At 45.7% G+C, this 26,418-nt stretch carries 23 protein-coding genes and 5 tRNA genes; 25 read left to right on the top strand and 3 right to left on the bottom strand.

Annotation, left to right across the window (positions count from 1 at the left end):
* Positions 1-71: 71 nt before the first annotated feature.
* The 5 genes from NDJ01_RS19285 to NDJ01_RS19265 all read left to right on the top strand — a co-directional run bounded on the left by NDJ01_RS19285 (position 72) and on the right by NDJ01_RS19265 (position 637).
* Positions 72-148, top strand: a tRNA-Met gene (locus NDJ01_RS19285).
* 46 nt (positions 149-194) lie between these two features.
* Positions 195-279: transfer RNA gene (locus tag NDJ01_RS19280), tRNA-Leu, on the top strand.
* A 29-nt stretch (positions 280-308) separates the two neighbouring features.
* Positions 309-393: transfer RNA gene (locus NDJ01_RS19275), tRNA-Leu, on the top strand.
* 31 nt (positions 394-424) lie between these two features.
* Positions 425-499 (top strand) — tRNA-Gln (locus NDJ01_RS19270).
* A 53-nt stretch (positions 500-552) separates the two neighbouring features.
* Positions 553-637: transfer RNA gene (locus tag NDJ01_RS19265), tRNA-Leu, on the top strand.
* Between the two features lie 135 nt (positions 638-772).
* On the opposite strand, the gene NDJ01_RS19260 is transcribed toward NDJ01_RS19265, so the two are convergent.
* Entirely contained in the window at positions 773-1,951 is a 1,179-nt protein-coding gene (locus NDJ01_RS19260; protein ID WP_258587160.1) for a 2-octaprenyl-3-methyl-6-methoxy-1,4-benzoquinol hydroxylase, read from the bottom strand.
* A gap of 257 nt (positions 1,952-2,208) precedes the next feature.
* On the opposite strand from NDJ01_RS19260, the gene miaB reads away from it, so the two are divergent.
* From miaB to lnt, 5 genes are all read left to right on the top strand, one after another.
* Complete coding sequence (gene miaB, locus NDJ01_RS19255) at positions 2,209-3,633, top strand: tRNA (N6-isopentenyl adenosine(37)-C2)-methylthiotransferase MiaB (RefSeq protein ID WP_258587159.1); 1,425 nt, start codon at positions 2,209-2,211, stop codon at positions 3,631-3,633.
* 73 nt (positions 3,634-3,706) lie between these two features.
* Positions 3,707-4,804 (top strand): PhoH family protein, encoded by a 1,098-nt coding sequence (locus NDJ01_RS19250; RefSeq protein WP_005373033.1) that lies wholly within the window; start codon positions 3,707-3,709, stop codon positions 4,802-4,804.
* Between the two features lie 2 nt (positions 4,805-4,806).
* Positions 4,807-5,271: an rRNA maturation RNase YbeY gene (gene ybeY, locus NDJ01_RS19245; RefSeq protein ID WP_258587158.1), complete on the top strand. Its 465-nt coding sequence runs from the start codon at positions 4,807-4,809 to the stop codon at positions 5,269-5,271.
* Positions 5,272-5,376: 105 nt separating this feature from the next.
* On the top strand, positions 5,377-6,276 hold the full coding sequence (gene corC, locus NDJ01_RS19240; RefSeq protein ID WP_005384118.1) for a CNNM family magnesium/cobalt transport protein CorC: 900 nt from the start codon (positions 5,377-5,379) through the stop codon (positions 6,274-6,276).
* A gap of 33 nt (positions 6,277-6,309) precedes the next feature.
* Positions 6,310-7,827, top strand: a complete 1,518-nt coding sequence (gene lnt, locus NDJ01_RS19235; protein ID WP_109169985.1) for an apolipoprotein N-acyltransferase — start codon at positions 6,310-6,312, stop codon at positions 7,825-7,827.
* 84 nt (positions 7,828-7,911) lie between these two features.
* Here lnt and NDJ01_RS19230 read toward each other — a convergent pair whose 3' ends face one another.
* Positions 7,912-8,382 (bottom strand): zinc ribbon-containing protein, encoded by a 471-nt coding sequence (locus NDJ01_RS19230; protein ID WP_005373024.1) that lies wholly within the window; start codon positions 8,380-8,382, stop codon positions 7,912-7,914.
* A gap of 153 nt (positions 8,383-8,535) precedes the next feature.
* Between NDJ01_RS19230 and leuS the strand changes: the two genes are divergently transcribed.
* The 12 genes from leuS (at position 8,536) to lipA (ending at position 21,068) form a co-directional block, all read left to right on the top strand.
* Positions 8,536-11,109: a leucine--tRNA ligase gene (gene leuS, locus NDJ01_RS19225; RefSeq protein WP_258587157.1), complete on the top strand. Its 2,574-nt coding sequence runs from the start codon at positions 8,536-8,538 to the stop codon at positions 11,107-11,109.
* A 152-nt stretch (positions 11,110-11,261) separates the two neighbouring features.
* A complete protein-coding gene (gene lptE / locus NDJ01_RS19220) occupies positions 11,262-11,801 on the top strand; it encodes an LPS assembly lipoprotein LptE (RefSeq protein WP_258488291.1) in 540 nt (179 codons plus the stop codon).
* A 5-nt stretch (positions 11,802-11,806) separates the two neighbouring features.
* Positions 11,807-12,826, top strand: a complete 1,020-nt coding sequence (holA, locus tag NDJ01_RS19215) for a DNA polymerase III subunit delta (protein ID WP_046874295.1) — start codon at positions 11,807-11,809, stop codon at positions 12,824-12,826.
* Positions 12,827-12,914: 88 nt separating this feature from the next.
* Positions 12,915-13,232 carry a ribosome silencing factor gene (rsfS, locus tag NDJ01_RS19210; protein WP_005373015.1) on the top strand — a complete coding sequence of 106 codons (318 nt, stop codon included), beginning with the start codon at positions 12,915-12,917 and terminating at the stop codon, positions 13,230-13,232.
* A 4-nt stretch (positions 13,233-13,236) separates the two neighbouring features.
* Entirely contained in the window at positions 13,237-13,707 is a 471-nt protein-coding gene (gene rlmH / locus NDJ01_RS19205; RefSeq protein ID WP_017821762.1) for a 23S rRNA (pseudouridine(1915)-N(3))-methyltransferase RlmH, read from the top strand.
* A 29-nt stretch (positions 13,708-13,736) separates the two neighbouring features.
* Positions 13,737-15,653, top strand: a complete 1,917-nt coding sequence (gene mrdA / locus NDJ01_RS19200; RefSeq protein WP_258587156.1) for a penicillin-binding protein 2 — start codon at positions 13,737-13,739, stop codon at positions 15,651-15,653.
* Complete coding sequence (gene rodA, locus NDJ01_RS19195) at positions 15,653-16,774, top strand: rod shape-determining protein RodA (protein WP_005391317.1); 1,122 nt, start codon at positions 15,653-15,655, stop codon at positions 16,772-16,774. Before mrdA ends, rodA begins: the two co-directional genes overlap by 1 nt.
* A 2-nt stretch (positions 16,775-16,776) precedes the next feature.
* Positions 16,777-17,580, top strand: a complete 804-nt coding sequence (locus tag NDJ01_RS19190; protein ID WP_258587155.1) for a septal ring lytic transglycosylase RlpA family protein — start codon at positions 16,777-16,779, stop codon at positions 17,578-17,580.
* 90 nt (positions 17,581-17,670) lie between these two features.
* Positions 17,671-18,849, top strand: a complete 1,179-nt coding sequence (locus NDJ01_RS19185; protein WP_012842069.1) for a serine hydrolase — start codon at positions 17,671-17,673, stop codon at positions 18,847-18,849.
* Between the two features lie 139 nt (positions 18,850-18,988).
* On the top strand, positions 18,989-19,267 hold the full coding sequence (gene ybeD, locus NDJ01_RS19180) for a DUF493 family protein YbeD (protein ID WP_005384135.1): 279 nt from the start codon (positions 18,989-18,991) through the stop codon (positions 19,265-19,267).
* Between the two features lie 176 nt (positions 19,268-19,443).
* Positions 19,444-20,106, top strand: coding sequence for a lipoyl(octanoyl) transferase LipB (gene lipB / locus NDJ01_RS19175; protein ID WP_005391320.1), 663 nt, complete (start codon positions 19,444-19,446; stop codon positions 20,104-20,106).
* Positions 20,103-21,068, top strand: coding sequence for a lipoyl synthase (lipA, locus tag NDJ01_RS19170; RefSeq protein ID WP_005384139.1), 966 nt, complete (start codon positions 20,103-20,105; stop codon positions 21,066-21,068). Before lipB ends, lipA begins: the two co-directional genes overlap by 4 nt.
* 446 nt (positions 21,069-21,514) lie before the next feature.
* On the opposite strand, the gene glyA is transcribed toward lipA, so the two are convergent.
* Positions 21,515-22,765: a serine hydroxymethyltransferase gene (gene glyA, locus NDJ01_RS19165; protein WP_005391333.1), complete on the bottom strand. Its 1,251-nt coding sequence runs from the start codon at positions 22,763-22,765 to the stop codon at positions 21,515-21,517.
* A gap of 347 nt (positions 22,766-23,112) precedes the next feature.
* Between glyA and NDJ01_RS19160 the strand changes: the two genes are divergently transcribed.
* The 3 genes from NDJ01_RS19160 (at position 23,113) to NDJ01_RS19150 (ending at position 26,357) form a co-directional block, all read left to right on the top strand.
* A complete protein-coding gene (locus tag NDJ01_RS19160; protein ID WP_031780204.1) occupies positions 23,113-23,715 on the top strand; it encodes a YitT family protein in 603 nt (200 codons plus the stop codon).
* Between the two features lie 90 nt (positions 23,716-23,805).
* Complete coding sequence (locus NDJ01_RS19155) at positions 23,806-25,326, top strand: winged helix-turn-helix domain-containing protein (protein WP_258587154.1); 1,521 nt, start codon at positions 23,806-23,808, stop codon at positions 25,324-25,326.
* A 131-nt stretch (positions 25,327-25,457) separates the two neighbouring features.
* Positions 25,458-26,357 carry a hypothetical protein gene (locus tag NDJ01_RS19150; protein ID WP_258587153.1) on the top strand — a complete coding sequence of 300 codons (900 nt, stop codon included), beginning with the start codon at positions 25,458-25,460 and terminating at the stop codon, positions 26,355-26,357.
* Positions 26,358-26,418: the final 61 nt, after the last annotated feature.

Genomic DNA, 26,418 nt, shown 5'->3' with positions numbered 1-26,418 from the left:
GGTTCTGGCGCCGCAAGGTGTGAGAGTTCAAGTCTCTCCTTCCGCACCATCCTTGGTCGAAGTTTTAAAATGGCTACGTAGCTCAGCTGGTTAGAGCACATCACTCATAATGATGGGGTCACAGGTTCGAATCCCGTCGTAGCCACCATTGATTGGATTGCTAGCATAAGCTATCAGTCACGTAGATTTAAGATGCGGAAGTGGCGGAATTGGTAGACGCACCAGATTTAGGTTCTGGCGCCGCAAGGTGTGAGAGTTCAAGTCTCTCCTTCCGCACCATCTTAAATTAATCTACACTATCAGAATACGCGGAAGTGGCGGAATTGGTAGACGCACCAGATTTAGGTTCTGGCGCCGTAAGGTGTGAGAGTTCAAGTCTCTCCTTCCGCACCATTCTTTCTCTCTCTTTGACTATTTAAGCTGTAGGGCTATCGCCAAGCGGTAAGGCAGCGGCTTTTGATGCCGCCATTCCCTGGTTCGAATCCAGGTAGCCCTGCCATATACAACGATATTGAGATTTTACCAATTATCTTGATATCTACAGATCAAGTTGCGGAAGTGGCGGAATTGGTAGACGCACCAGATTTAGGTTCTGGCGCCGCAAGGTGTGAGAGTTCAAGTCTCTCCTTCCGCACCATTATCGGAAAACCCAGCATGATTTTGCTGGGTTTTTTCTTTTTTTGGTTCTGGACTCGGGAAATCATTAGGTTTGCCGAATTAAAAAAGCGAGCTCATGGCTCGCTTTTTTTCTATCTGTGGATTGAGTAACTTACTACATACCTAACGCATATTTCAGTACTTGAGCCTTGATCGGTCCTGAGTTTTCAGCAAACTTCAATGCAGCATTACGTACAAACTTCAATGGCCCAAGATCGTTGCTAAAACCTTTATAGAAAAAGTCCATGCCTGTCTGCATGAGTAAGTTGTCAGGTCGACGTGCACGTTCGTATTTCGCGAGTAAGGTATCTTCCAGCTTTTCTTGGTGTTCTGTTACCGAAAGGAGAACGTCTACATCTTTGAAGCCTAAGTTTACCCCTTGCCCTGCAAGCGGGTTGATCGTATGGGCAGAGTCACCCACTAACACGCAATTTTTGCTTGAGTAGCTTTGCGCATGACGACGAGTGAGTGGGAATGAGCCAAACTGTAAAACTTCAATATCGCCTAATTCTGCAGGGAAATGACGTAAGATTTCTTCCCTTAGTTGAGGTTTACCCATCGCACACAGTTGTTTAATACGTTTAGGCGAGTCATACCAAACCAAAGAACCTTGGCCTACTACTTGACCATCGTCGTTACTCAAAGAGCACAGAGGTAAAAATGAACGTGGGCCTGAAGGTGTAAATTGTTGCCAAGTAATATCTTGCTGAGGCAATTCTGTTTTCACGTTAATCAACATGCAGTGTTGTCGGTAATCCCACGCAGTTACACCAATTCCAGCCAATTGACGAACTTTAGAGTTTGCACCATCAGCACCAATCACCCAGTTAGCTTCAAACTGCGCCCCACTTTCTAGTGTCACAAGATTTACATCTGCAAACTCAATGGCTTTTAATCGCTCAGGACACATCACGGTTAGATTTTTATACTGAGAGAAGACTTGCCAAAGACCTAATTGGATTAGGCGATTTTCAACGATGTAACCTAGCTGATCCAATGACAATTCATCAGAGTGAAAACGAGTACGACACTCTGGGTGCTCCCAAGTTTCTAAGCGCCGATAAGGGCAAACTCGCATACTTTTAATTTCTGACCATGCGCCGAGTGAATCAAGTAACTCCACCGACTGGTGCGAAATCGCAGATACGCGAATATCCATCACCTGAGCGGCATCAAAAGCTTTGGGTTTTGCACCTTCAACCAAGACAACGCTTCTGCCCTGCTTGGCAAATCCAACAGCGACGGCTGCCCCAACCATACCGCCACCGATCACGGCGATGTCATACTTGTTCATTTTTTACTCTTCATCGTGCTAATTAATTGGCGTTTTTTATTGTACTTTCCATGGCTATTTTTACAAAATTGTTTAACAAAAAACCTTGTTCTGCATAGGGCGAAAAACTAGATTTCATCAGGCTTTGCAGAGAATTAGCCAGATCACTAGTCAGGTGCTTTTTAAAGCAGTACAATACGCCGCTTACCGCCGTGATGGCGGCTATAATTTGAGCAATAGCTCTCCAATTTAAGTACAACTGAACGAGCGAAAGTGAGATGAGTAAGAAACTGCTAATTAAAACCTGGGGCTGCCAGATGAACGAATACGATTCATCAAAAATGGCCGACCTGCTTAATGCTGCAAACGGCTACGAGCTGACGGAAGAGCCAGAGGAAGCAGACGTACTTCTACTTAACACCTGTTCGATCCGTGAAAAAGCGCAAGAGAAAGTTTTCCACCAGCTTGGTCGCTGGAAAACACTAAAAGATAAAAAACCTGGCGTAGTTATCGGTGTAGGTGGTTGTGTAGCAACGCAAGAAGGTGACCATATTCGTGAACGTGCACCATACGTCGACGTTATTTTTGGCCCACAAACTCTGCACCGCCTACCTGAGATGATCAAACAATCTCAGTCGGATGACGCACCAGTTATGGACATTTCGTTCCCAGAGATCGAAAAGTTCGACCGCCTACCAGAGCCTCGTGCGGAAGGCGCGACAGCATTCGTTTCGATTATGGAAGGCTGCTCGAAGTACTGTACTTACTGTGTCGTACCGTACACTCGTGGTGAAGAAGTAAGCCGTCCAATGGATGATGTGCTGTTCGAAATCGCACAGCTTGCTGAACAAGGCGTACGTGAAGTAAACCTACTGGGTCAAAACGTAAACGCGTACCGCGGTCCAACACACGACGGTGAAATCTGTTCATTTGCAGAACTGCTTCGTTTGGTTGCGTCTATCGATGGTATCGACCGTATTCGTTTCACAACGAGCCACCCGCTAGAGTTCACTGACGACATCATCGCGGTTTACGAAGATACGCCAGAGCTTGTGAGCTTCCTGCACTTACCTGTGCAAAGTGGTAGTGACCGTATCCTAACTATGATGAAACGCCCTCACACCGCTATCGAGTACAAGTCGATCATCCGTAAACTGCGTAAAGCTCGTCCTGATATTCAAATCAGTTCAGACTTTATTGTTGGTTTCCCTGGTGAGACAGACAAAGACTTCCAAGACACAATGAAGCTAATCAAAGATGTAGACTTTGACATGAGCTTCAGCTTCATCTTCTCTCCACGTCCAGGTACGCCAGCAGCGGATTACCCTTGTGATGTATCAGAGCAAGTGAAGAAAGAGCGCCTTTACGAACTACAGCAAACTATCAATGCTCAAGCGATGCGTTACTCTCGCTTAATGCTTGGCACAGAACAACGTGTTCTAGTTGAAGGTCCTTCGAAGAAAAACCTAATGGAACTGCGCGCTCGTACAGAAAACAACCGTGTAGTAAACTTTGAAGGTAGTGCAGACCTAATTGGTCAGTTCGTTGATGTGAAGATCGTAGACGTATTTGCGAACTCACTGCGTGGTGAGCTAGTACGTACTGAAAAAGACATGGATCTTCGTAGTGTGATTTCCCCAACGCAGATGATGGCGAAAACACGTCGCGAAGATAAGCTGGGTGTAGCTACTTTTACGCCGTAAGCTCGTATAAATAGCCATGGAGAGCCTGGTCGTTATCAGGCTCTCACTAAGTGGCAAAAAATGAGAGGCAACATTGAGTAATAAAATCGTAACTCTAGAAATTAACCTAGAACCTTCCGACAACCGCCGACTTGCTAGCCTGTGCGGTCCATTCGATGACAATATCAAGCATTTAGAACGTCGTCTAGGCGTTGAAATTAACCACCGTAGTGACCATTTTACAATTGTCGGTAAACCTCATACCGCATCAGCTGCGCTGGATATCCTGAAAACTCTGTATGTTGATACCGCACCTGTACGAGGTGAGATCCCAGACATTGAGCCTGAACAGATCCATTTAGCGATTAAAGAGTCTGGTGTTCTTGAGCAGAATACTGAGTCTAATATCGAGCATGGTAAAGAAGTCTTCGTTAAAACCAAGAAAGGCGTGATCAAACCACGTACGCCAAACCAAGCTCAGTACTTGGTTAATATGGTCACGCATGATATTTCTTTTGGTATTGGCCCAGCTGGTACAGGTAAAACTTATCTTGCTGTTGCAGCAGCAGTTGACGCACTAGAGCGCCAAGAGATCCGTCGTATTCTATTGACGCGCCCTGCGGTTGAAGCCGGTGAGAAACTGGGCTTCCTACCTGGTGACTTAAGCCAGAAAGTCGACCCATACCTACGTCCGCTATACGATGCCCTATTTGAAATGTTGGGCTTTGAGCGCGTAGAGAAGCTGATTGAACGTAACGTGATTGAGGTAGCCCCTCTTGCTTACATGCGTGGTCGTACTCTAAACGACGCTTTCATCATTCTTGATGAGAGTCAGAACACCACGGTTGAGCAGATGAAGATGTTCCTAACGCGTATTGGTTTTAACTCTCGCGCAGTTATCACTGGTGACGTCACGCAAATCGACTTACCTCGTGGTGCAAAATCAGGTCTTCGTCATGCTATTGAAGTACTAAGCGAAGTCGACGACATCAGCTTTAACTTCTTTTTAGCAGACGACGTTGTACGTCACCCAGTGGTTGCTCGTATCGTTAACGCGTATGAGAAGTGGGAAGCACAAGACCAGAAAGAGCGTAAAGAGTTCGAGAAGCGTCGTCGTGAAGAACGCGATGCGAAGTTATTAGAAGCAGCGAAAGCCGAACTGAATGCACAAGTTGCTTCCACTAAGGAATAATCATGGCGATTGAACTTGATCTGCAACTGGCAGTCGAAAATGAAGAAGGGCTGCCTTCGCAGCAAGATTTCCAATTGTGGCTAGATAAGACGATTCCTCTCTTCCAGCCACAAGCCGAAGTCACCATTCGCATTGTGGATGAACAAGAAAGTCACACGCTTAACCATGAGTATCGTGGTAAAGATAAACCGACCAATGTGTTGTCTTTTCCATTTGAAGCCCCTCCGGGTTTGGAAATAGATTTACTTGGCGACTTAATTATTTGCCGCCAAGTCGTTGAAAAAGAGGCAATTGAACAGAACAAGCCTCTGTTAGCACATTGGGCGCATATGGTTGTACATGGCAGCTTGCATCTGCTAGGTTATGATCATATTGAGGATGACGAAGCCGAAGAGATGGAGTCCCTCGAAACCGAAATCATGCAAGGTATGGGCTATGAAGCCCCTTACATTGCTGAAAAAGAGTAGCCATTGGCTATTCAGCAGGGAAAGGCGAACCACCAAAATGATTCTCGTGTTCGCCTCTCTATGTGTGCTATCACACTTCTGATAGCGTTACTTAATTGAGAAACAATGAACGAAGATAATTCTCCCTCTTCTAACGAAGATAAGAAAGAAAAGGCAGAAGGTCCGAGTAGAAAGTCCTTCTTTGAACGTCTAGGTCAACTATTTCAGGGCGAACCAAAAGATCGCCAAGAGCTTGTGGATGTTATCCGCGACTCTGAAGTTAACGACCTGATTGACCATGACACTCGCGATATGCTTGAAGGTGTTATGGAAATCTCCGAAATGCGTGTGCGTGACATTATGATCCCGCGTTCGCAAATGGTTACCGTTGAGCGTACTCACGACCTTGATACCTTGGTTGCTTTGATTACCGATGCTCAACACTCTCGCTACCCTGTGATCAGCGAAGATAAAGACCATGTGGAAGGCATACTTCTAGCGAAGGACTTACTTAAATACTTAGGCTCAGGCAGTAATCCATTTGATATCGAAGAAGTCATTCGACCAGCGGTTGTGGTACCGGAAAGTAAACGCGTTGATCGACTGCTGAAAGAATTTCGTGAAGAACGTTATCATATGGCCATTGTTGTCGATGAATTCGGTGGTGTTTCTGGTCTTGTGACCATTGAAGATATCCTTGAGGAAATCGTCGGGGATATTGAAGATGAATTCGATGAAAGTGAAGAGACGGACATTCGTAAGCTGAGCAAGCATACGTTTGCTGTCAGAGCGCTGACAACCATCGAAGAGTTTAATGAGACATTCGGAACCAACTTCAGCGATGAGGAAGTAGATACCGTTGGTGGCATGGTCATGACTGCCTTTGGTCACTTACCTTCTCGTGGTGAACTGGTTGAAATTGAAGGTTACAACTTCAAAGTCACCGCTGCCGATAACCGTCGTGTCATTCAACTCCAAGTGACGATCCCAGACGAAGAAACCCTGGTTGAAGCCACTCAAGAGTAACGCGATACCCATTGGGAATCTCAGAAAATTATAATGATGAATGAACTCTTTCATCGCCTCAAGCGGCCCTTAGTGGCCGCTTTTGTTGGCGCCTCTACTACGCTCGCTTTTGCACCTTACCAGTTGTGGCCTGTTGCCATTCTTAGCCCAGCTATTCTACTGATTCTTCTTGCTAACCAAACTCCGAAACGTGCACTGTGGATTGGCTATGCTTGGGGGTTAGGTCAATTTGCAACTGGCGTTAGCTGGGTGTACGTCAGTATCTCCGGTTTTGGCGGTATGCCGCTCATTGCCAATTTATTTTTAATGGGCTTGCTTGTTGCCTACTTGGCTGTTTATTCAGGCTTATTTGCTTGGCTCAACAACAAGCTGTTTCCTCAATTTACGCTCACAAAAGCACTTCTCGCTGCACCTGCTTTATGGCTAATCAGTGATTGGTTGCGTGGTTGGGTGATGACCGGCTTCCCGTGGCTATGGCTAGGCTACAGCCAGATTGATGCTCCACTAGCAAGCTTTGCGCCTATCGGTGGCGTGGAACTGCTCACTCTATTTATCCTTATTAGTGCGGGGGCATTAGCCTATGCTTGGGTTCATAAACAGTGGCTGATGGTGATTATTCCTGCGGTACTACTCAGCACAGGCTTTGGGATTCGTAACTACGATTGGGTAACACCTCGGCCAGAAGACACGACTAAGCTCGCGCTGATTCAAGGTAACGTTGACCAAAACCTTAAGTGGCTGCCAAGCCAACGTTGGCCAACCATCATGAAATACGCCGATCTCACTCGTGAAAACTGGGACGCTGATATTATCGTCTGGCCAGAAGCTGCAATTCCTGCTTTTGAAATTGAAGTGCCTTCATTTTTGAGCAATATTGACAGCGCAGCAAAAATGAATAATAGCGCAATCATCACTGGTGTCGTCAACCAAGCTGAAGATCGACAGTTCTACAACAGTATTCTGTCCCTTGGCATCACACCATACGGTGACTACAGTTTCGACTTGAGCGAACGCTACCATAAGCATCACCTATTACCGTTTGGTGAGTTTGTTCCATTTGAAGATATTTTGCGCCCATTAGCGCCATTCTTTAACTTGCCGATGTCGTCGTTTAGCCGGGGAGCTTTTGTGCAGCCCAACATCGTTGCGAATGGCATGCACATGGCACCAGCGCTTTGCTATGAGATCATCTTTAATGAGCAAGTGCGTCAAAATGTGACTGACGAAACAGACTTCATTCTAACGCTTTCGAACGATGCATGGTTTGGTCACTCTATCGGTCCTCTTCAGCATATGGAGATCGCCCGTATGCGTGCCTTAGAGTTGGGCAAACCGCTCATCCGCTCGACTAACAATGGATTAACAGCGGTAACCGATCACAAGGGTAAAATCGTTGAGCAAGTTCCGCAGTTTGAAACTGCAGTACTGCGCGCAGAGCTCACCCCAACCGATGGGAAAACGCCATATCGAATCGTTGGTACTTGGCCATTGTATATTTGGGTAGGGTTAAGTTTAGCTCTGGCTTTCGGTTTAAGAAGAAAACAGAGCTGATAACAGCTTGAAAGTAGAAAAGACAAAAAAGAGGCGACTAAGCCTCTTTTTTATTCATTGCATTATACAGTCGTTACTCGCCATTTATGGCTTTAATGACTGACGAGTAAAGCCTTTGTGACCACACTTAATACACGGAATGATTACTGTTGGGTGGTTATACGTTGTCTTGTGACCACACTCATCACAGACTAAAGTTCCTAAGCCTATCACCTCTCCTGCTTCATATAGCCCTTGATGCTCTAAGTCATCGAACAACTCAACCCACTCAACTTTAGTTCGGTCTGTAATCTCTAACAGCCCTTGCCATATCGAATCCGCAATCGTTAAGTAAAACGGACCGCTTTTGCTATCCTCGTAACTCTCTGAAAACTCTTTTAAGTCTGCTTTAAGGTACGCTTTGATTAAAGCCAACTCATCTTTGGTCAAGTCATTAGCAGCATCCACCACTTTGCCCGACGTCTCAATCGCTTTGTTAACTTCTTCCGGACTGTGCTTCAAGGTTTCAATCACATCCTCGAGCATTTCCTCATAACCTGTTTTACGTTTAGGCATAACTGACCTCCATCTTTCTCCTACCTGCATCACTTAAGGGCGCATGGGTACAGATTGGCTATTGTTGTGATCCCTAGCTTTAGGTATTCTATGACGATCTATTTAAGTCTGTTCTAACCGAACTCACAAATTCCAAGATAACGGATACCATCGATGCAAGAACAATACAACCCACAAGATATTGAACAAAAAGTTCAAAAGCACTGGGATGACAACAAAACCTTTGTTGTAAGTGAAGACCCAAATAAAGAAAAATTCTACTGTCTGTCCATGTTCCCATACCCAAGTGGTCGACTGCACATGGGTCACGTGCGCAACTACACTATCGGTGATGTAGTATCTCGTTTCCAACGCCTACAAGGTAAAAACGTGATGCAACCAATCGGTTGGGACGCATTCGGTCTACCTGCAGAAAACGCAGCAGTAAAAAACAAAACTGCGCCAGCACCTTGGACTTACGAAAACATCGAATACATGAAGAACCAACTTAAGCTTCTAGGCTTTGGTTACGATTGGAACCGTGAATTCGCAACATGTACACCGGAGTACTACCGCTGGGAACAAGAGTTCTTCACTAAACTTTACGAGAAAGGTTTAGTTTACAAAAAGACTTCTTCTGTTAACTGGTGTCCTAACGACCAAACTGTTCTTGCAAACGAGCAGGTTGAAGACGGTTGTTGCTGGCGTTGTGATACGCCTGTAGAGCAAAAAGAAATCCCTCAATGGTTCATCAAAATCACTGAGTACGCTCAAGAGCTACTAGACGACTTAGACAAGCTTGAAGGTTGGCCTGAAATGGTGAAAACCATGCAGCGCAACTGGATTGGTCGTTCTGAAGGTGTTGAACTGAAGTTTGAAGTTAAGGGTCAACAAGACCTAGAAGTTTACACAACACGTCCAGATACGCTAATGGGTGTGACTTACGTGGGTATCGCAGCCGGCCACCCTCTTGCAGCTCTTGCAGCAGAGAACAACCCAGAGCTTGCAGCGTTTATCGACGAATGTAAGAACAACAAGGTTGCAGAAGCTGAGCTAGCGACAATGGAGAAGAAAGGTATGGCTACTGGCCTTACTGCTATTCATCCATTGAACGGCCGTGAAGTTCCTGTTTACGTAGCAAACTTCGTACTGATGGACTACGGTACAGGCGCGGTAATGGCAGTACCTGCACACGACCAACGTGACTACGAGTTCGCAACGAAGTACGGTCTAGACATCGTGCCTGTTATCAAGCCTGCTGATGGCAGCGAGCTAGACATCTCTGAAGCAGCATACACAGAGAAAGGCGTACTGTTCGATTCAGGTGAATTCGACGGCCTAGAATTCCAAGCGGCGTTCGATGCAATTGCAGCGAAGCTAGAAGCAGAAGGCAAAGGCACTAAGACTGTAAACTTCCGTCTACGCGACTGGGGTGTATCTCGTCAACGTTACTGGGGCGCACCAATCCCAATGGTAACGACTGAAGACGGTGAAGTTCACCCAGTACCTGCAGACCAACTACCAGTGATTCTTCCAGAAGACGTGGTAATGGACGGCGTAACCAGCCCAATCAAAGCAGATAAAGAATGGGCGAAGACCACATTCAACGGCGAACCTGCTCTACGTGAGACAGATACGTTCGATACGTTCATGGAATCTTCTTGGTACTACGCGCGTTACTGTTCACCGCAAGCAGACGACATCCTAGATCCAGAAAAAGCAAACTACTGGCTACCAGTAGACCAGTACATCGGCGGTATCGAGCACGCTTGTATGCACCTACTGTACTCACGCTTCTTCCACAAGTTGCTACGTGACGCGGGCTACGTAACGTCTGACGAACCGTTCAAGCAGCTACTGTGTCAAGGCATGGTACTGGCAGACGCGTTCTACTTCGAGAACGAGAAAGGCGGTAAAGAGTGGGTAGCTCCAACAGACGTAGCCGTTGAACGTGATGGTAAAGGCCGCATTACTTCTGCTAAAGACACTGAAGGTCGCGATGTAACGCACTCAGGCATGATCAAGATGTCTAAGTCTAAGAACAACGGTATCGACCCTCAAGAAATGGTAGATAAGTACGGCGCTGACACAGTACGTCTATTCATGATGTTCGCGTCTCCAGCAGACATGACGCTTGAATGGCAAGAGTCTGGCGTAGAAGGTGCGAACCGCTTCCTGAAACGTGTTTGGAAACTAGTGAAAGAGCACACAGCGAAAGGCGCAGCAGAAGCAGTAGATACCGCAGCGCTTTCAGGTGATCAAAAAGCACTTCGCCGTGACGTTCACAAAACCATCGCGAAAGTGACGGACGATATCGCTCGTCGTCAAACATTCAACACCGCGATCGCAGCGATCATGGAGCTGATGAACAAACTAGCGAAAGCGCCTCAAGAATCTGCGCAAGATCGTGCAATCCTTGACGAAGCACTGAAAGCTATTGTTGTCATGCTTTACCCTATCACTCCGCATATCTCATACGAGCTATGGGCAGCACTAGGTGAAACAGACATTGATAACGCGGCATGGCCGACGTTTGACGAAAAAGCGCTAGTTGAAGACGAAAAAACTATCGTTGTTCAAGTTAACGGTAAGCTACGTGCGAAGCTAACAGTCCCAGCGGATATCCCTAAAGACGATATCGAACAGCTTGGTCTAAACGACGAAAACGTGGTTAAGTTCACTGATGGCCTGACTATTCGTAAAGTCATTTACGTTCCAGGTAAACTGCTGAACATCGTTGCAAACTAATCACAGCTTGCAATTTGTCTCTGTTTAGCGAACTTATTTGTTAACCAAGAGTCATTAAACAGGGTAGTTCGCTACCCTGTTTATTTACCTCAAACCATTCATATGAGTGGTTTAAGGTAAATAACCCCTTCAATTTAGGATGAATACAATCAATGCGCTTTTTCTCTTTGATTAAACTACCAGTGGTATTGGTATTAGCGGGGCTTCTTTCTGCCTGTGGTTTTCACCTTCGCGGTGAGTATTCCGTACCGGAAGAGCTGCACACTATGTCTTTCTCCAGCTACGATGAATACAGTGAATTAACTCGCTATGTTCGCTCTCAACTCGAACTGAACAAAGTTGAACTTGTTCAACCATCATCGACTGTACCCAACCTTCATTTGACGGAAGCGACTATCGATGAGCGTACACTGTCTCTGTATCAAAATAGCCGTGCAGCAGAAAAAGAGCTGACATACGTAGTAAAATACCGTGTGACGATTCCTGGCTATGGCTCTAAAAACTTTACGACAACAGTAAACCGCAACTACCTAGACAACCCGTTGACGGCACTTGCAAAATCTGTTGAACGTGACGTAATTGAAGACGAGATGCGCTTGCAAGCTGCAAAACAGATGATGCGCCAGTTGGGCCGTATTCGTGCCGAATATGAAGCAGGACAAATCTCTGAGCCAGCGAACGCAAACTCTTAATCACTATGCGAATTTATGCCGATAAATTAACGGATCATTTAACTAAACACGTTAAACAAGTTTACCTAATCTTTGGTAATGAGCCGTTACTGATTCAAGAGAGCCGCCAAGCAATCCAAAAGGCAGCGTTTCAACAAGGTTTTGAGGAAAAACACCGTTTTGCGGTAGACGCAAGCATCGACTGGAATCAAGTTTACGATTGCTTCCAAGCGATGAGCCTGTTCTCAAACCGTCAATTGATCGAGCTTGAAATTCCAGAAAGTGGCGTGACAACCGCCGTCAGCAAAGAGCTGCAAACACTGTGTGATATGCTGCATGATGACATCATGCTCGTCATTGTTGGTAGCAAACTGACCAAAGCCCAAGAAAATGCGAAATGGTTCAAAGCATTAAGCTCAAAAGGCGACTGGGTAAGCTGTTTGTCGCCAGATCTACAACGCTTACCTATGTTCATTCAGACACGTTGCCGCACGTTGGGACTAAAACCCGATCAACAATCACTGCAAATGTTGGCTCAATGGCATGAAGGTAACCTATTTGCATTGTCACAAAGCTTAGAGAAATTGGCCCTACTCTACCCGGATGGTGAGCTGACTATCATACGTTTAGAGGAAGCCCTAAGTCGCCATAATCACTTCACTACGTTTAACTGGATCGACGCCTTACTGGCAGGTAAAGCAAACCGTGCACAACGTATTCTTCGCCAACTTGAGGCGGAAGGGGTCGAGACCGTGATCTTGATTCGAAGTGTACAAAAAGAGTTGAGCCAACTTTTAAATATGCATCAAGACTTAACTCAAATGGGAATGAACCAGGTATTTGAGAAATATCGAGTTTGGCAAAACAAGCGTCCACTCTATAACGCAGCACTGACCCGCTTGTCGGCGAGTCGTATTTGTGCATTGCTCTCCTTGTTGGCTCAAGCAGAGATAAAAGCCAAAACTCAATATGACGAGTCTGTATGGCCAACTATTCATCAGTTGAGCTTAGAAACCTGCTCTCCTGATATTAAGCTGGCAATTTAAAAATCAAAGCGTGATATAGTGCGCGACCTGTTTTGCAAGCAAGAATGTAAAACACTGTAGAGATAAGAGACAAACCGAGGAAAACCGAGTGCTTCGCGAAGAACTGAAAGACTTTTTAGCTGACAAAGCCGACGACATGAAAGCGGAAGACATTATCGTCCTAAATGTGGAAGATAAATCAAGCGTTACAGATTACATGATCATCTGTACTGGCACATCCAAACGCCACGTTTCATCCATCGCTGACCACGTTGCAACAGAAGTGAAAAAAGCCGGTCTTGAGCCACTAGGAATGGAAGGTGAAAACGAAGGTGAATGGGTAGTCCTAGATATGGGCGACGCCATGCTTCACGTGATGCAAGAAGAGCACCGCGAACTCTACCAGCTAGAAAAACTCTGGGGTTAATCTTTTGAAAATTCAACTAATTGCTGTTGGCACAAAAATGCCAAAATGGGTTGAGGAAGGCTTTCAAGAATATCGTCGCCGTTTCCCACATGATATGCCATTGGAGTTGATTGAAATTTCTGCTGGCAAACGTGGAAAAAATGCCGATATCGCTCGCATCCTGCAAAAAGAAGGTGAAGCGATGCTCGCTGCGGTACCAAAAGGCAACCGTATCGTCACGTTAGATATCCCAGGTAAAAAATGGGACACTCCTCAACTCGCTGAGCAGTTAGAAGCTTGGAAATTAGATGGCCGTGATGTATCAATCTTAATCGGCGGTCCTGAAGGACTCGCTCCTGCATGCAAAGCTGCAGCAGACCAAAGCTGGTCATTGTCTGCCTTAACGCTACCCCACCCTTTAGTGCGTATCGTAATGGCAGAAAGCTTGTACCGAGCGTGGAGCATCACCGCGAACCATCCTTACCACCGCGAATAATCGTTGTTTAACTTTAGAGCCAAGCGTTAATGATTCGTAAGCGCCGCAGTCAAATCCGAGATTATCAAGCCGAAGCGCGTCTGTTTGCCAGCCGCGCTATTGTCGCTTTTATCGGTATTGTTCTCTTGATGGGAGCTCTGGTCGCCAACATGTACAACATTCAGGTGAACCAGTTTCAAGATTATCAAACCCGCTCGAACGATAACCGTATCAAAGTGGTTCCTATCGCGCCTAACCGAGGTCTGATTTATGATCGAAATGGTGTTTTACTGGCAGAGAACCGTCCCGTCTTTAACTTAGAACTGACTCCAGAAAAAATTAAAGACATTGATGCAACCATCCAAGAACTACAAACCATTCTGGAAATTACCCCAGATCAGATTGAACGTTTCCACCAAGAGCGTAAACGGACTCGTCGATTTAAGTCGGTCCCACTGCTTACCCAACTGAACGAAAAACAAGTAGCGGTATTCTCCGTCAATCAGTACCGCTTTCCTGGTGTAGAAATAAGTGCGACCTTAAAGCGCTATTATCCTTTCAGCGAAGTCTTAACCCACGTGATTGGTTACGTTTCTCGAATCAATGATCGCGACATGCAGCGCCTGATCCGAGAAGAAAAAGACGCAAACTATCAAGCCACTCGCGACATTGGTAAGCTGGGTATCGAAAAATACTACGAAGACCTCTTACACGGTACGGCCGGATATCAAGAAGTCGAGGTAAACAGCCGCGGCCGAGTAATTCGTACGTTAAAGTACGTTCCACCTGTACCCGGAAAAGACATCGTTTTAAACCTTGATATCAACTTGCAGCTGTACGTACACCAATTATTGGATGGCCGCCGAGGAAGTGCTGTAGTGATCGATCCTAGAGACAACGGCGTACTGGCTATGGTTTCAAGCCCTAGCTACGATCCTAACTCGTTCGTGCACGGAATCTCAGGTAAAGACTATCGCGCCCTTTTGAACGATAAAAACCGTCCTTTGGTCAACCGTACCACACTTGGCATTTACCCACCTGCGTCTACCATCAAACCATTTATGGCGGTAGCCGCACTACAAGAAGGTGTCGTCACACCGAACACTACGCGAAATGATCCAGGTTATTGGCGCATACCAAACTCCAACACTCGCCCATTCCGTGACTGGTTGCGTTGGGGACACGGACGCGTCGATATCATTAAGTCGATCGAAGAGTCTGTTGATACCTTCTACTATCAAATCGCTTATGACATGGGTATTGACCGTATTTCGAATTGGATGATGATGTTCGGTTTTGGTGATTACACTGGCATCGATATCTACGAAGAAAGTAAGGCGAATATGCCGACTCGTGACTGGAAAATGTCTCGCCATAAAACCCCGTGGTACAAAGGCGATACGATCCCTGTGGGTATCGGCCAAGGTTATTGGACAGCAACACCAATGCAAATCGCCAAAGCGACCTCCGTATTAGTAAATGAGGGAGAAGTGATTGCACCTCACTTACTAAAAGCGACGATAGAGAACGGCAACGACTTCGAAGAACAACAAACAACAGAATACGTGACTTACCCGCCAATCAAGAATGTACCGAAAAAGTACTGGAATATGGCGAAAGAAGGCATGCGTCGTGTAAACCATGGCACGCGCGGAACAGCTCGCCGCTCATTCTACAAAATGAGTTATCAAACAGCGGGTAAATCAGGTACTGCACAGGTCTTCGGTCTGGGTGAAAACGAAGAGTACAACGCAGATGAGATCGCCGAGCACTTACGTGACCATGCGTTATTTACTGGCTTTGCACCATTTGATGATCCTAAAGTGGTCGTCACTGTAGTACTAGAAAACGCCGGCGGTGGTTCTAGCAACGGTGCCCCAGTAGTAAGGAAAATTTTTGACCGAGTCGTTCTTGGTCCAGAAGAAATTGAGCCTGAAAACAATGCGAAGAAAGAGGTAAAACAGTAATGAAGATGGATCCCTCTACAGGTAAAAATCGCGCCCTGTTTGAACGCTTCCATATCGACTTACCACTCCTACTTGGCATATTGGCCCTGATGGGGTTTGGCCTAGTGATCATGTACAGCGCCAGTGGCCAAAGTTTACTGATGATGGATCGCCAAGCTATGCGGATGGTACTTTCACTCGTTGTGATGATCGTTCTTGCGCAGCTTTCTCCACGAACCTACGAGAGCCTGGCACCTTTGATGTTCGTCGGCGGCGTCATACTGCTCTTTGGCGTGCTGTTTTTCGGTGAAGCATCTAAAGGCGCACAGCGTTGGCTTAACCTCGGTTTTGTGCGCTTTCAACCTTCCGAGTTATTGAAGCTCGCGGTGCCATTAATGGTGGCACGCTATGTAGGTCGACAACCCCTTCCGCCAACGCTAAAAACACTCATCGTTGCACTGATTATGGTCTGCTTGCCAACCATCCTCATTGCAAAACAGCCTGACTTAGGGACCTCTATTCTAATCGCCGCTTCCGGTATTTTTGTTATCTTCCTCGCGGGCATTAGTTGGAAAATCATCGCTGGTGCTGCGATTGCACTGGGTGGTTTCATTCCGATTTTGTGGTTCTTCTTGATGCGCGAATACCAAAAAGTTCGCGTACGTACTCTGTTTAACCCAGAGTCAGATCCGCTTGGTGCGGGCTACCACATTATCCAAAGTAAAATCGCGATTGGCTCTGGTGGTATTTCAGGCAAAGGTTGGTTGCAAGGCACTCAATCACAACTGGAATTTCTTCCTGAACGACACACTGACTTTATCTTTGCAGTAATTGCTGAAGAATGGGGTATGATTGGCTTCCTTTGCCTTTTAGCCATCTATCTATTTATTATTGGACGAGGTTTATACCTCGCCAGCCAAGCGCAAACTGCATTTGGACGAATGATGGCAGGCAGTATTGTACTCAGCTTCTTCGTGTATATTTTTGTAAATATTGGCATGGTAAGTGGCATCCTACCTGTAGTAGGTGTACCGTTGCCACTCATTAGTTATGGCGGCACATCAATGGTAACCTTGATGGCTGGCTTTGGTATTCTGATGTCAATTCATACGCACCGAAAAGCATTCTCTAAGGCGACCTAGACATGCAAAAACGCGCTTTATATTCCTTGGTTTTCTCTGCTCTTATTTTGGCAGGCTGTTCATCAACTAGCCAAAAAACGCAAGACGGCCGTTACGAACTCGAATCCGATGTTGCACCGGATACACCGCTTTCAGTCGAACACATCGAGGATGCGCACCCTAAATATGAACCGTACAGCCTAGGTGGGAACAAAGATTACCACTTGCGCGGAAAAGACTACAAGATAGTTCGCGATGCCAAAGGCTTTAAAGAAAAAGGCCGCGCATCTTGGTATGGGAAGAAGTTCCAAGGTCATTTGACTTCTAATGGCGAAATCTATGACATGTACTCAATGACGGCTGCGCATAAAACGCTACCGTTACCAAGTTACGTAAAAGTTACCAATACTGACAACGGCAAAACCACCGTAGTACGAGTTAATGACCGAGGTCCTTTTCACGATGGCCGTATTATCGATTTAAGCTATGCCGCAGCACATAAGTTAGATGTCATAAAAACAGGCACCGCGAACGTGGAAATTGAAGTGATCAGTATCAATCAGCCCACGGACAAAAAGTCATTAGAAGCGCACCCTAGGTACGTTATTCAAGTGGCATCATCAAAAAATGAAGAGCGCGCGCGAACTTTAGGCACCGAGCTTGGTCAAAAATTGGATACAGAAACTTTCCTAGAAAATGCGAAAGAGTCTTATCGCTTGTTGTTAGGGCCATTTACTGACTATTCCCTGACGCAAGCCACTCTAGATAAAGTAAAGTTGCTCGGCTATTCGTCTGCATTTATTAAAAAACACAACACTGCCAAATGACCTAGTGTCATGAATTTCTCCTCGATCCCCTCTTACATAGCTGGGGATTCTGATAAGATGTCCGCAGTTAACCCAAAAATTTGAATTACCATGAATAAAAATAAGTTTGTGAAATCTATTCTCGTTTCTTCGGTTGCCCTTTCTGCAACTTTCGCTCAATCTGCTCTTGCATCACCTATCGTTGTTCCAGATGCCCCTCAAATCGCGGCGAAGGGCTACGTACTGATGGATTACCATTCAGGTAAAGTACTGGCAGAGAAAGAGATGAACACAAAATTGTCTCCAGCCAGTCTGACTAAGATGATGACCAGCTACGTAATCGGCCAAGAACTAGCGCGTGGTAATATCTCAGAAGATGACGATGTCACCATCAGTAAAAATGCATGGGCGAAAAACTTCCCTGAATCATCAAAAATGTTCATTGAAGTGGGGACAACTGTAAAAGTACGTGACCTAAACCGCGGTATCATCGTCCAGTCTGGTAACGATGCCTGTGTAGCGATGGCTGAACACATTGCAGGCTCAGAAGATGCGTTTGTTGACCTAATGAACGCTTGGGCCAACACACTAGGTATGACGAACTCGCACTTTGCCAACGTTCATGGCTTAGATAACGCTGAACTGTACTCGACACCATACGACATGGCATTGCTAGGTAAAGCCCTGATCCGTGACGTACCAAATGAGTACCGCGTGTACTCAGAGAAGAAATTTACTTACAACGGCATCACCCAATACAACCGTAACGGTCTACTTTGGGATAAGAGCATGAACGTTGACGGCATCAAAACGGGTCACACAAGTAATGCGGGTTACAGCCTAGTAAGTTCAGCAACTGAAGGTCAAATGCGCTTGGTTGCGGTCGTTATGGGTACTAAAGATGCCAATGCTCGTAAGTCAGAAAGCAAAAAGCTACTAAGCTACGGCTTCCGTTTCTTCGAAACAGTGGCACCGCACAAAGCAGGTGAAACGTTCGTTGAAGAAAAAGTGTGGATGGGTAACAAAGACACTGTAGCGTTAGGCCTTGACCAAGATACTTACGTAACACTACCACGTGGTGAAGCGAAAAACCTAAAAGCCAGCTTCGTCCTTGAAAAAGAGCTAGAAGCCCCAATTAATAAAGGTGATGTAGTTGGTAAGCTATACTATCAGATCGATGGTGAAGATATTGCCGAATACCCACTAATGGCACTAGAAACCGTAGAGCAAGGTAGTCTATTTAGCCGCATGTGGGATTACATCGTATTGTTATTCAAGAGCTTCTTCTAAGAAGAACGTTAGAGTAGCAAACTTATTCGCAAAGCCGCCTGAAAGGGCGGCTTTTTAAGTTTGAGATCCTCGTCTTGAGTTCCCCCTAATTTGACTGTACTATTTCGCACCGCAACGAATATCTACTGGAGTTATCGATATGCTAACCATCAACTCTGATGCAAAATTAAAAGACCTGCTTGAGTTCCCTTGTTCATTTACTTACAAGGTAATGGGTCATGCAAAGCCTGAACTTCCAGAGCTTGTTCTTGAAGTTATTCAGCGCCATGCTCCAGGTGACTACAGCCCGACCGTTAAACCAAGTGCTAAGGGCAACTACCACTCGGTATCAATCAACATCACTGCAACGTCTATCGAGCAAGTTGAGACGCTATACAAAGAGTTAGGTGAAATTGACATCGTGCGCATGGTTCTATAATTTTTTGATAGATTAAATTTTTTTTGAAAGCAGCTTCGGCTGCTTTCTTTTTATTTATCAATCAGATAACAAAAATTTACACCGCTTTCAGTTAAAAATCTGTTACTCAGCGGTAGAGCATCAGGGTTATCCGGTTTATAATCCAAAAACTTTATATATTAGCAACAGGAATTCCCATGCAACACCAACTTGTTGTAAAACGACTTGGCCGCCAAGACTATGAGCCTGTATGGAAGGCGATGCATGAGTTCACCGACCAACGCACAGAAGAAACCCCTGATGAAGTCTGGTTGGTAGAACATAACCCAGTATTTACGCAAGGTCAGGCAGGTAAAGCTGAGCACCTTATTAACACTGGTGACATTCCTGTTGTACAAAGTGATCGCGGAGGCCAGGTTACGTATCATGGCCCTGGTCAGTTGGTCGCCTATTTCTTGATCAACTTACGCCGCAAAAAATTAGGTGTACGAGATCTCGTTACCACTATCGAGAACCTCGTGATCAACACGCTAAAAGCATACAATATCGATTCGGCCGCGCGACCTGACGCACCAGGCGTTTACGTTGACGGTAAAAAAATATGCTCTCTCGGTTTACGCATTCGTAAAGGATGCTCGTTTCATGGCTTAGCCTTGAACGTAAATATGGATTTAACACCGTTTCTGCGTATTAACCCTTGTGGTTATGAAGGTATGGAAATGGTTCAGGTCAGCCAATTTGGCGGCCCAGACAATGTAGAAGCCGTAGAAAAACAATTAATAGAAGAACTCGTTACTTTGCTCGACTATGAGCAAGTAGAGTTCAGCACAGAAGCACCTTCTCAAGGTAATAAAGCATGAGCAAACCAATCCAGATGGAAAAAGGCGTTAAATATCGTGACGCCGATAAAATGGCATTGATTCCCGTAAAGAACATGCCTACAGAGCAGAAAGAAGTGCTACGTAAGCCTGATTGGATGAAGATCAAGCTACCAGCCGACAGCCAACGAATTCAAGACATCAAGGCGGCGATGCGCAAGAATAAACTTCACTCCGTATGTGAAGAAGCATCTTGCCCTAACCTAGCGGAATGTTTTAACCACGGTACAGCTACCTTCATGATCCTAGGTGCTATTTGTACTCGTCGTTGTCCTTTCTGTGACGTTGCTCATGGCCGCCCATTACCACCGGAAGCAGAAGAGCCTCAAAAACTGGCGAAAACCATCGCCGATATGAAGCTGAAATACGTAGTAATCACTTCTGTAGACCGTGACGATCTGCGTGATGGTGGTGCACAGCACTTTGCCGACTGTAACCGCGAGATCCGTGCGTTGAACCCGCATATTAAGATTGAAACTCTGGTTCCTGACTTCCGTGGTCGTATGGACGTAGCGCTTGATCTAATGAAAGATAACCCGCCAGATGTCTTCAACCACAACCTAGAAACAGCGCCACGTCTTTACCGTAAAGCTCGCCCAGGTGCAAACTACAAGTGGTCGCTGGAGCTTCTTAAGAAGTTCAAAGAGCAGCATCCAAATGTACCGACCAAATCTGGTTTGATGATGGGTCTTGGTGAAACCAAAGAAGAAATCATCGAAGTACTGAAAGATCTACGCGCACACGGCGTAACGATGCTGACTCTAGGTCAGTACTTAGCGCCAAGCCGTCACCACTTGCCAGTAGAGCGTTACGTTCCGCCATCAGAGTTTGACGAGCTAAAAGAAGTTGCACTAGAGCTTGGCTTCACGCACGCAGCGTGTGGTCCATTTGTTCGCTCTTCTTACCATGCTGATATGCAGGCTCAAGGCATCGAGATTAAGTAAGCTCTCGTTTGTTTTCAAAAGAAAGGTTGGCTCAGTGCCAACCTTTTTTGTATCTGTCAAATGATGATAAAAAGCCATTCTACCTCCGTCATTCTGAACAGCGAGGAACGAGCGTGATTGAGAATCAGTTTCCAACGTACTGATGATTTTTTGGGAAACGCTGAGTAAAAGAGTGTGCCTCAACAAGATTCCTGCTCTCGCCTAGGCTCGTCGGAATGACGCGGTTTGGATATATTGAAAGGGACAGTGTTGGTAGCCATCTCCTTATCACACACTCTTCGCTATATCTCATTCCAAACGCCAGACAAACAAAAAGGCCCTCAATTGAGGACCTTTAGTATATCAATGTTCAAAATAGATGAGTCGAGTTCTAGGAGAACACACGGAGTTTGCGCGAGCAAGTGAGTATGTTCGACACCGAAATTGACTCATTCTATGAAGAATAGTTAGGCGTAAACCGGTAGACGCTTACAAATTTCGAGCACTTTCTGTTTAGTCGCTTCGATAACTTCTTCGTTGCCGATGTTATCTAGAACGTCACACATCCAGTTTGCTAGCTCTTTTGCATCTTCTTCAGTGAAGCCACGACGAGTGATCGCTGGCGTACCTACACGAATACCAGACGTTACGAATGGGCTGCGTGGGTCATTTGGTACCGAGTTTTTGTTCACTGTGATGTTTGCTGCACCTAGTGCCGCGTCTGCATCTTTACCAGTGATGTCTTTGTCGATCAGGTCCACAAGGAACAAGTGGTTTTCTGTGCCGTTAGATACGATTTTGTAGCCACGCTCTTGGAATTGACCAACCATTGCTTTTGCGTTTTTCACTACGCGAGCTTGGTAAGCTTTGAACTCTGGCTCCATCGCTTCTTTGAACGCTACTGCTTTACCAGCGATAACGTGCATTAGAGGGCCACCTTGACCACCAGGGAACACTGCTGAGTTCAATTTCTTGTACATATCTTCGCCAGCATTTGACAAGATAAGACCACCGCGAGGACCTGCTAGTGTTTTGTGCGTCGTTGTTGTTACCACGTGAGCGTGTGGAACAGGTGTTGGGTATTCGCCTGCTGCGATAAGACCCGCTACGTGCGCCATATCAACGAAAAGGTAAGCATCTACTTTGTCAGCGATTTCACGCATGCGCTTCCAATCAACGATTTGCGAGTAAGCAGAGAAACCACCGATGATCATCTTAGGCTTGTGCTCAAGCGCTAGCTGTTCCATCTCGTCGTAGTTGATTTGACCCGCTTCATCGATACCGTAAGGGATAACGTTGTAGTGCTTACCAGAGAAGTTTACTGGAGAACCGTGAGTCAGGTGACCACCGTGTGCTAGGCTCATGCCTAGAACTGTATCGCCTGGGTTAAGAAGCGCCATGTAAACCGCGCTGTTTGCTTGAGAACCTGAGTGAGGCTGTACGTTCGCGTATTCACAACCGAACAGTTTACATGCACGGTCGATAGCAAGTTGTTCCGCTTTATCTACGTACTCACAACCGCCGTAGTAACGCTTGCCTGGGTAGCCTTCAGCGTATTTGTTCGTTAGCTGAGAACCTTGCGCTTCCATTACACGTGGGCTTGTGTAGTTTTCAGAAGCGATAAGTTCAATGTGTTCTTCCTGGCGAAGAGTTTCTTCCTGGATAGCTGCGAACAGTTCCGCATCGTAATCTGCGATGTTCATATCACGCTTAAGCATCTGTATCTCCTGACTCAGATTAGTACTGAAAGTTGCAAAAAAACTGTTGAATGACCCCGCGCAAACGTTTTCGTCACCCTAATGGCGCGCATTCTACATAATTTGATCTGGGTCATAAAGAGAAATTTACAATTTTTCTCATGCAGTTTTTTCATGATGGCAAGCAATCTGTATCACGCCCGCATTGCAATTGCATAACGACGATCTATTGCCTGTCAATTTTGTGCTTTACACCCTGTAAAACAGCAATTACATAGGTTTACCGTAAATTTTACCCTCTAGCTACCGAAAAGATCATCTTTTTACTACTATGCACGCCTTATTTATCACTAATGACTGCAACATTGATGGAAAAACACTCATTAAAAGAAGACTGGATAGCGATTCTCACGGGTACCTTTTTGGTAGCTCAAGGCGTTTTCTTTCTCCAATCCGCAAACCTCCTAACAGGGGGGACGACAGGATTGGCTCTGCTTATTAGCCAATTTACACCTTTTACGTTTGGTGTGCTGTACTTTTTAGCAAACAGTCCCTTTTACTTGTTAGCATGGAAACGCTTCGGCCGTCATTTCGCCATTAATAGTGCCATTTCTGGCGCTTTGGTTTCTATCTTTGCCGATCATCTTTATTTGCTAATCTCGCTCGAATCGGTAAATGAAGTTTATTGTGCCGTCGCAGGTGGGCTTTTAATGGGACTCGGTATGCTGATCTTGTTCCGACATCGCTCCAGCTTAGGTGGCTTTAACGTGCTGTGTTTATTTATTCAGGATAAATTTGGCATTTCAGTTGGCAAAAGCCAAATGGCAATCGATGCGTGCATTCTGTTTGCGTCATTCTTCTTTGTTACTCCAGAAGTAATTGGTCTTTCGATTTTGGGCGCGTTTGCACTGAATGTCGTGTTAGCGATGAACCACAAGCCTCATCGCTATTCCGTGACCTACGGTTCATAAACTTTTGATGGTAATTGGAGCGCAATTTATAAGATTTCGCGCTCCAATCGCTATATAATATTTCGCCATTTCCAAATAACGCGGTGCGGTATGCGCGATTTTTTGCAACAAGCCAAACAAACTCACAGTTGTATTGCGATTGGCGAGTTGGTCTATAATCCGAAGACACAAACTCTTCATCAAGACACTGTCGCGATTGATCTCGAACCTCGTACCATTGAGTTATTAGAACTGCTGCTAACAAGCGTGGGACATCCGCTCTCTGCCGATACCATTATCGAAACCATTTGGCAGAGCAAATTCATCTCTAAGAATGTACTCACTAACCGCATTAGCACCTTACGTGCGCTGCTACAACAGCATCTCCCCGAGTACGATGCGACTAAGCTCTTGGTCACCTACCCTCGCAAAGGTTACTTTCTAAACCCTGCGAATATCCGTTTAGTGCCACCAGCGAAAAACCATCGACGTGCTATTACAGCTCAAGTTACGAACCGTAAGAACATCAAGCTGATTTTTGCTTATAGCTTATGTGCCGTACTTACGGTTTGTAGCGTGACGCTCGCAAGCTTGTTATGGCAACGCCAAGAGATTTCAACACAACAAACACGTCATCAGTTACTTATCCCCAAAGTCGAGTTGCTGCTCAACCGTGTCGATGCAATCGGCTCTCAGGCGCGAAAATACCGCATACTGGTCAAAGCCGTCTTACTGCAACAACAAGTCGAATATCCATACACCGACATCGCCAACCAAGACGCTCCCAGTTACTTTCTTGATCCTATCGGTCATACGCCGTATTTCCCTGGCGCGCGAAACATGCAGACCAGTGATTACGAACTCAACATAGAGTTAAAAGACGGCGCAGAGCAAGGCACCTTGAAAGCTCAGATGAACCTTATTTATCCTGCGACAGGGAAACTGGCGTTTCGCAACGAATACACACTGCGCTTATCCGACCTACAATCGGATATCTTCCAAATTCACTCAGATGTCGCGCAGTACTTCAACTTGCCTGCACCTTCGGCAAGCACATGGCAGCTGTCAGACGTTCACCAAAAAATGCTGTTTGAGAATGTCTTTTCTAACCAACCTCTCCAACAAGCTGATGAGTTTGCAGCGATCACAACCGCAAGGCATCTCGCTTTGTACGAGCAAGAACCTCAAAAGCTGGAGGCGTATTTGACGCAAGTGCAGTCGTCGTTCGATGTTTTGCCAGATGAGCTAAGCCTCTGGTTGGGCGTATTGCATTTCAAACTAGGTAACCTAGACCGAGCAAAAGTTCTGCTGACCACTCCAGATGGCGACTCACGTATTCAAAACGCGCTGATTTATACGTTTGTGTCTCACATCGCTTATAAACAAAACAAACTCGAACAGTTCCGTCTCAACTACATGGAATCACTGGTGGCACTGCTGCGCGTTTTACCTTCCGAGACATTGTTTGAACGTCTTTCTCAATCTGAATCGAAAGAAACTTGCCTTCAACCATGGAAAACGTTGCATGTCAGTTTGACCGATCAAGAAATTATCAGCCGATGGAAAGCGCTCATCAACGAGTATTGCACCAACGTAGCTAACGAAATAAGCCCAAATAAAACAAAGACCTAAATATAAAATTAAGCTTTCGTTAAGCCCTATTAGCTTTTGTTTTTTGCCCTTTTTAGCTCACTAAACTTAGCATGCTCGCATTCAAGCAACGGCCCAACATGAAACGGCCTAATCAATCAGGAATGTAAACCATGCTAAACAAAATGACGCTTATCGCAGCAGCAACTCTGGCTCTTTACGGCTGTGGCGGTGGTTCATCTTCTGGCAGTGCTAATCCAAACAAAGTGCCTCAAGAAAGTTTCGACATCGCGATTCAAAACTCAATCTTCGCTCCCACGCCAAGCACACAACTAAACTACGCGTTTAGCCTGGATGGCCAACCTGAAGGCGAGATGAAACTGAGTTTCCAAGCGATGGATAACGAGCAATTGTTGGCAGCATTGGCACAAATCCCAAACAGCGAAGCAATGGTCCAGTTGGTTAATGACTTGGTGAACTACGGCGCCAAACAGTTCTACTATTCTGACGAACAGTACAACGATGATGAAGAGGGCAATACGCTTTATTTTGCAGGCTCTGATGGCGCACTTCATGAAGTCACCGACGCTTATTCCATTAACCAGCAGTTTGTTGCCATTCTGATGCACAGCAGCCCTATTTTCCGTCTCAACGGTGACGACGTAAAAGAGAAAAGCCCGAATATTGACACCGGTGAAGAAACTATGTCTCTGCAAACCACTCTTACAGGCTACTCAGTTCACAACCTACTAGACCGTTTTGAAGAGCATGAGTGGGTACAAAACCTTCCTATGACAGCATCTTGCCAAGTGGTTTGGAAACAGCAAATCCGAGAGACTGGCGTGCGTAAAGCGTTCTCGATCTCAGGCAAGAAAATTGAAGCGGCATACCTGATGGAAGAGAACATCTACAACCTAAACTGTGATGATATGGACTCAATGGAATTCGCCACTTCGGCAGAACGTTGGTTTAACCCGAGCTTAGGTCTGATTGAGCAAATCGAGCTGCTAAAAGTACAACAAGTACAAATCAATGAAGAGAAAGTGCTGCTAACAGCAATTGAAACAAAATAAGCCTGTACTCCACAAGTATCTCGCATCTCAATAAAAAAGGCTTTGGGGAGCACACCAAAGC

The sequence above is a fragment of the Vibrio sp. HS-50-1 genome (genome assembly GCF_024747315.1).
Lineage (GTDB): Bacteria > Pseudomonadota > Gammaproteobacteria > Enterobacterales > Vibrionaceae > Vibrio > Vibrio diabolicus.
The sequence above is the reverse complement of the archived record's forward strand: the minus strand, read 5'-3'. Positions and strand labels throughout refer to the sequence as shown.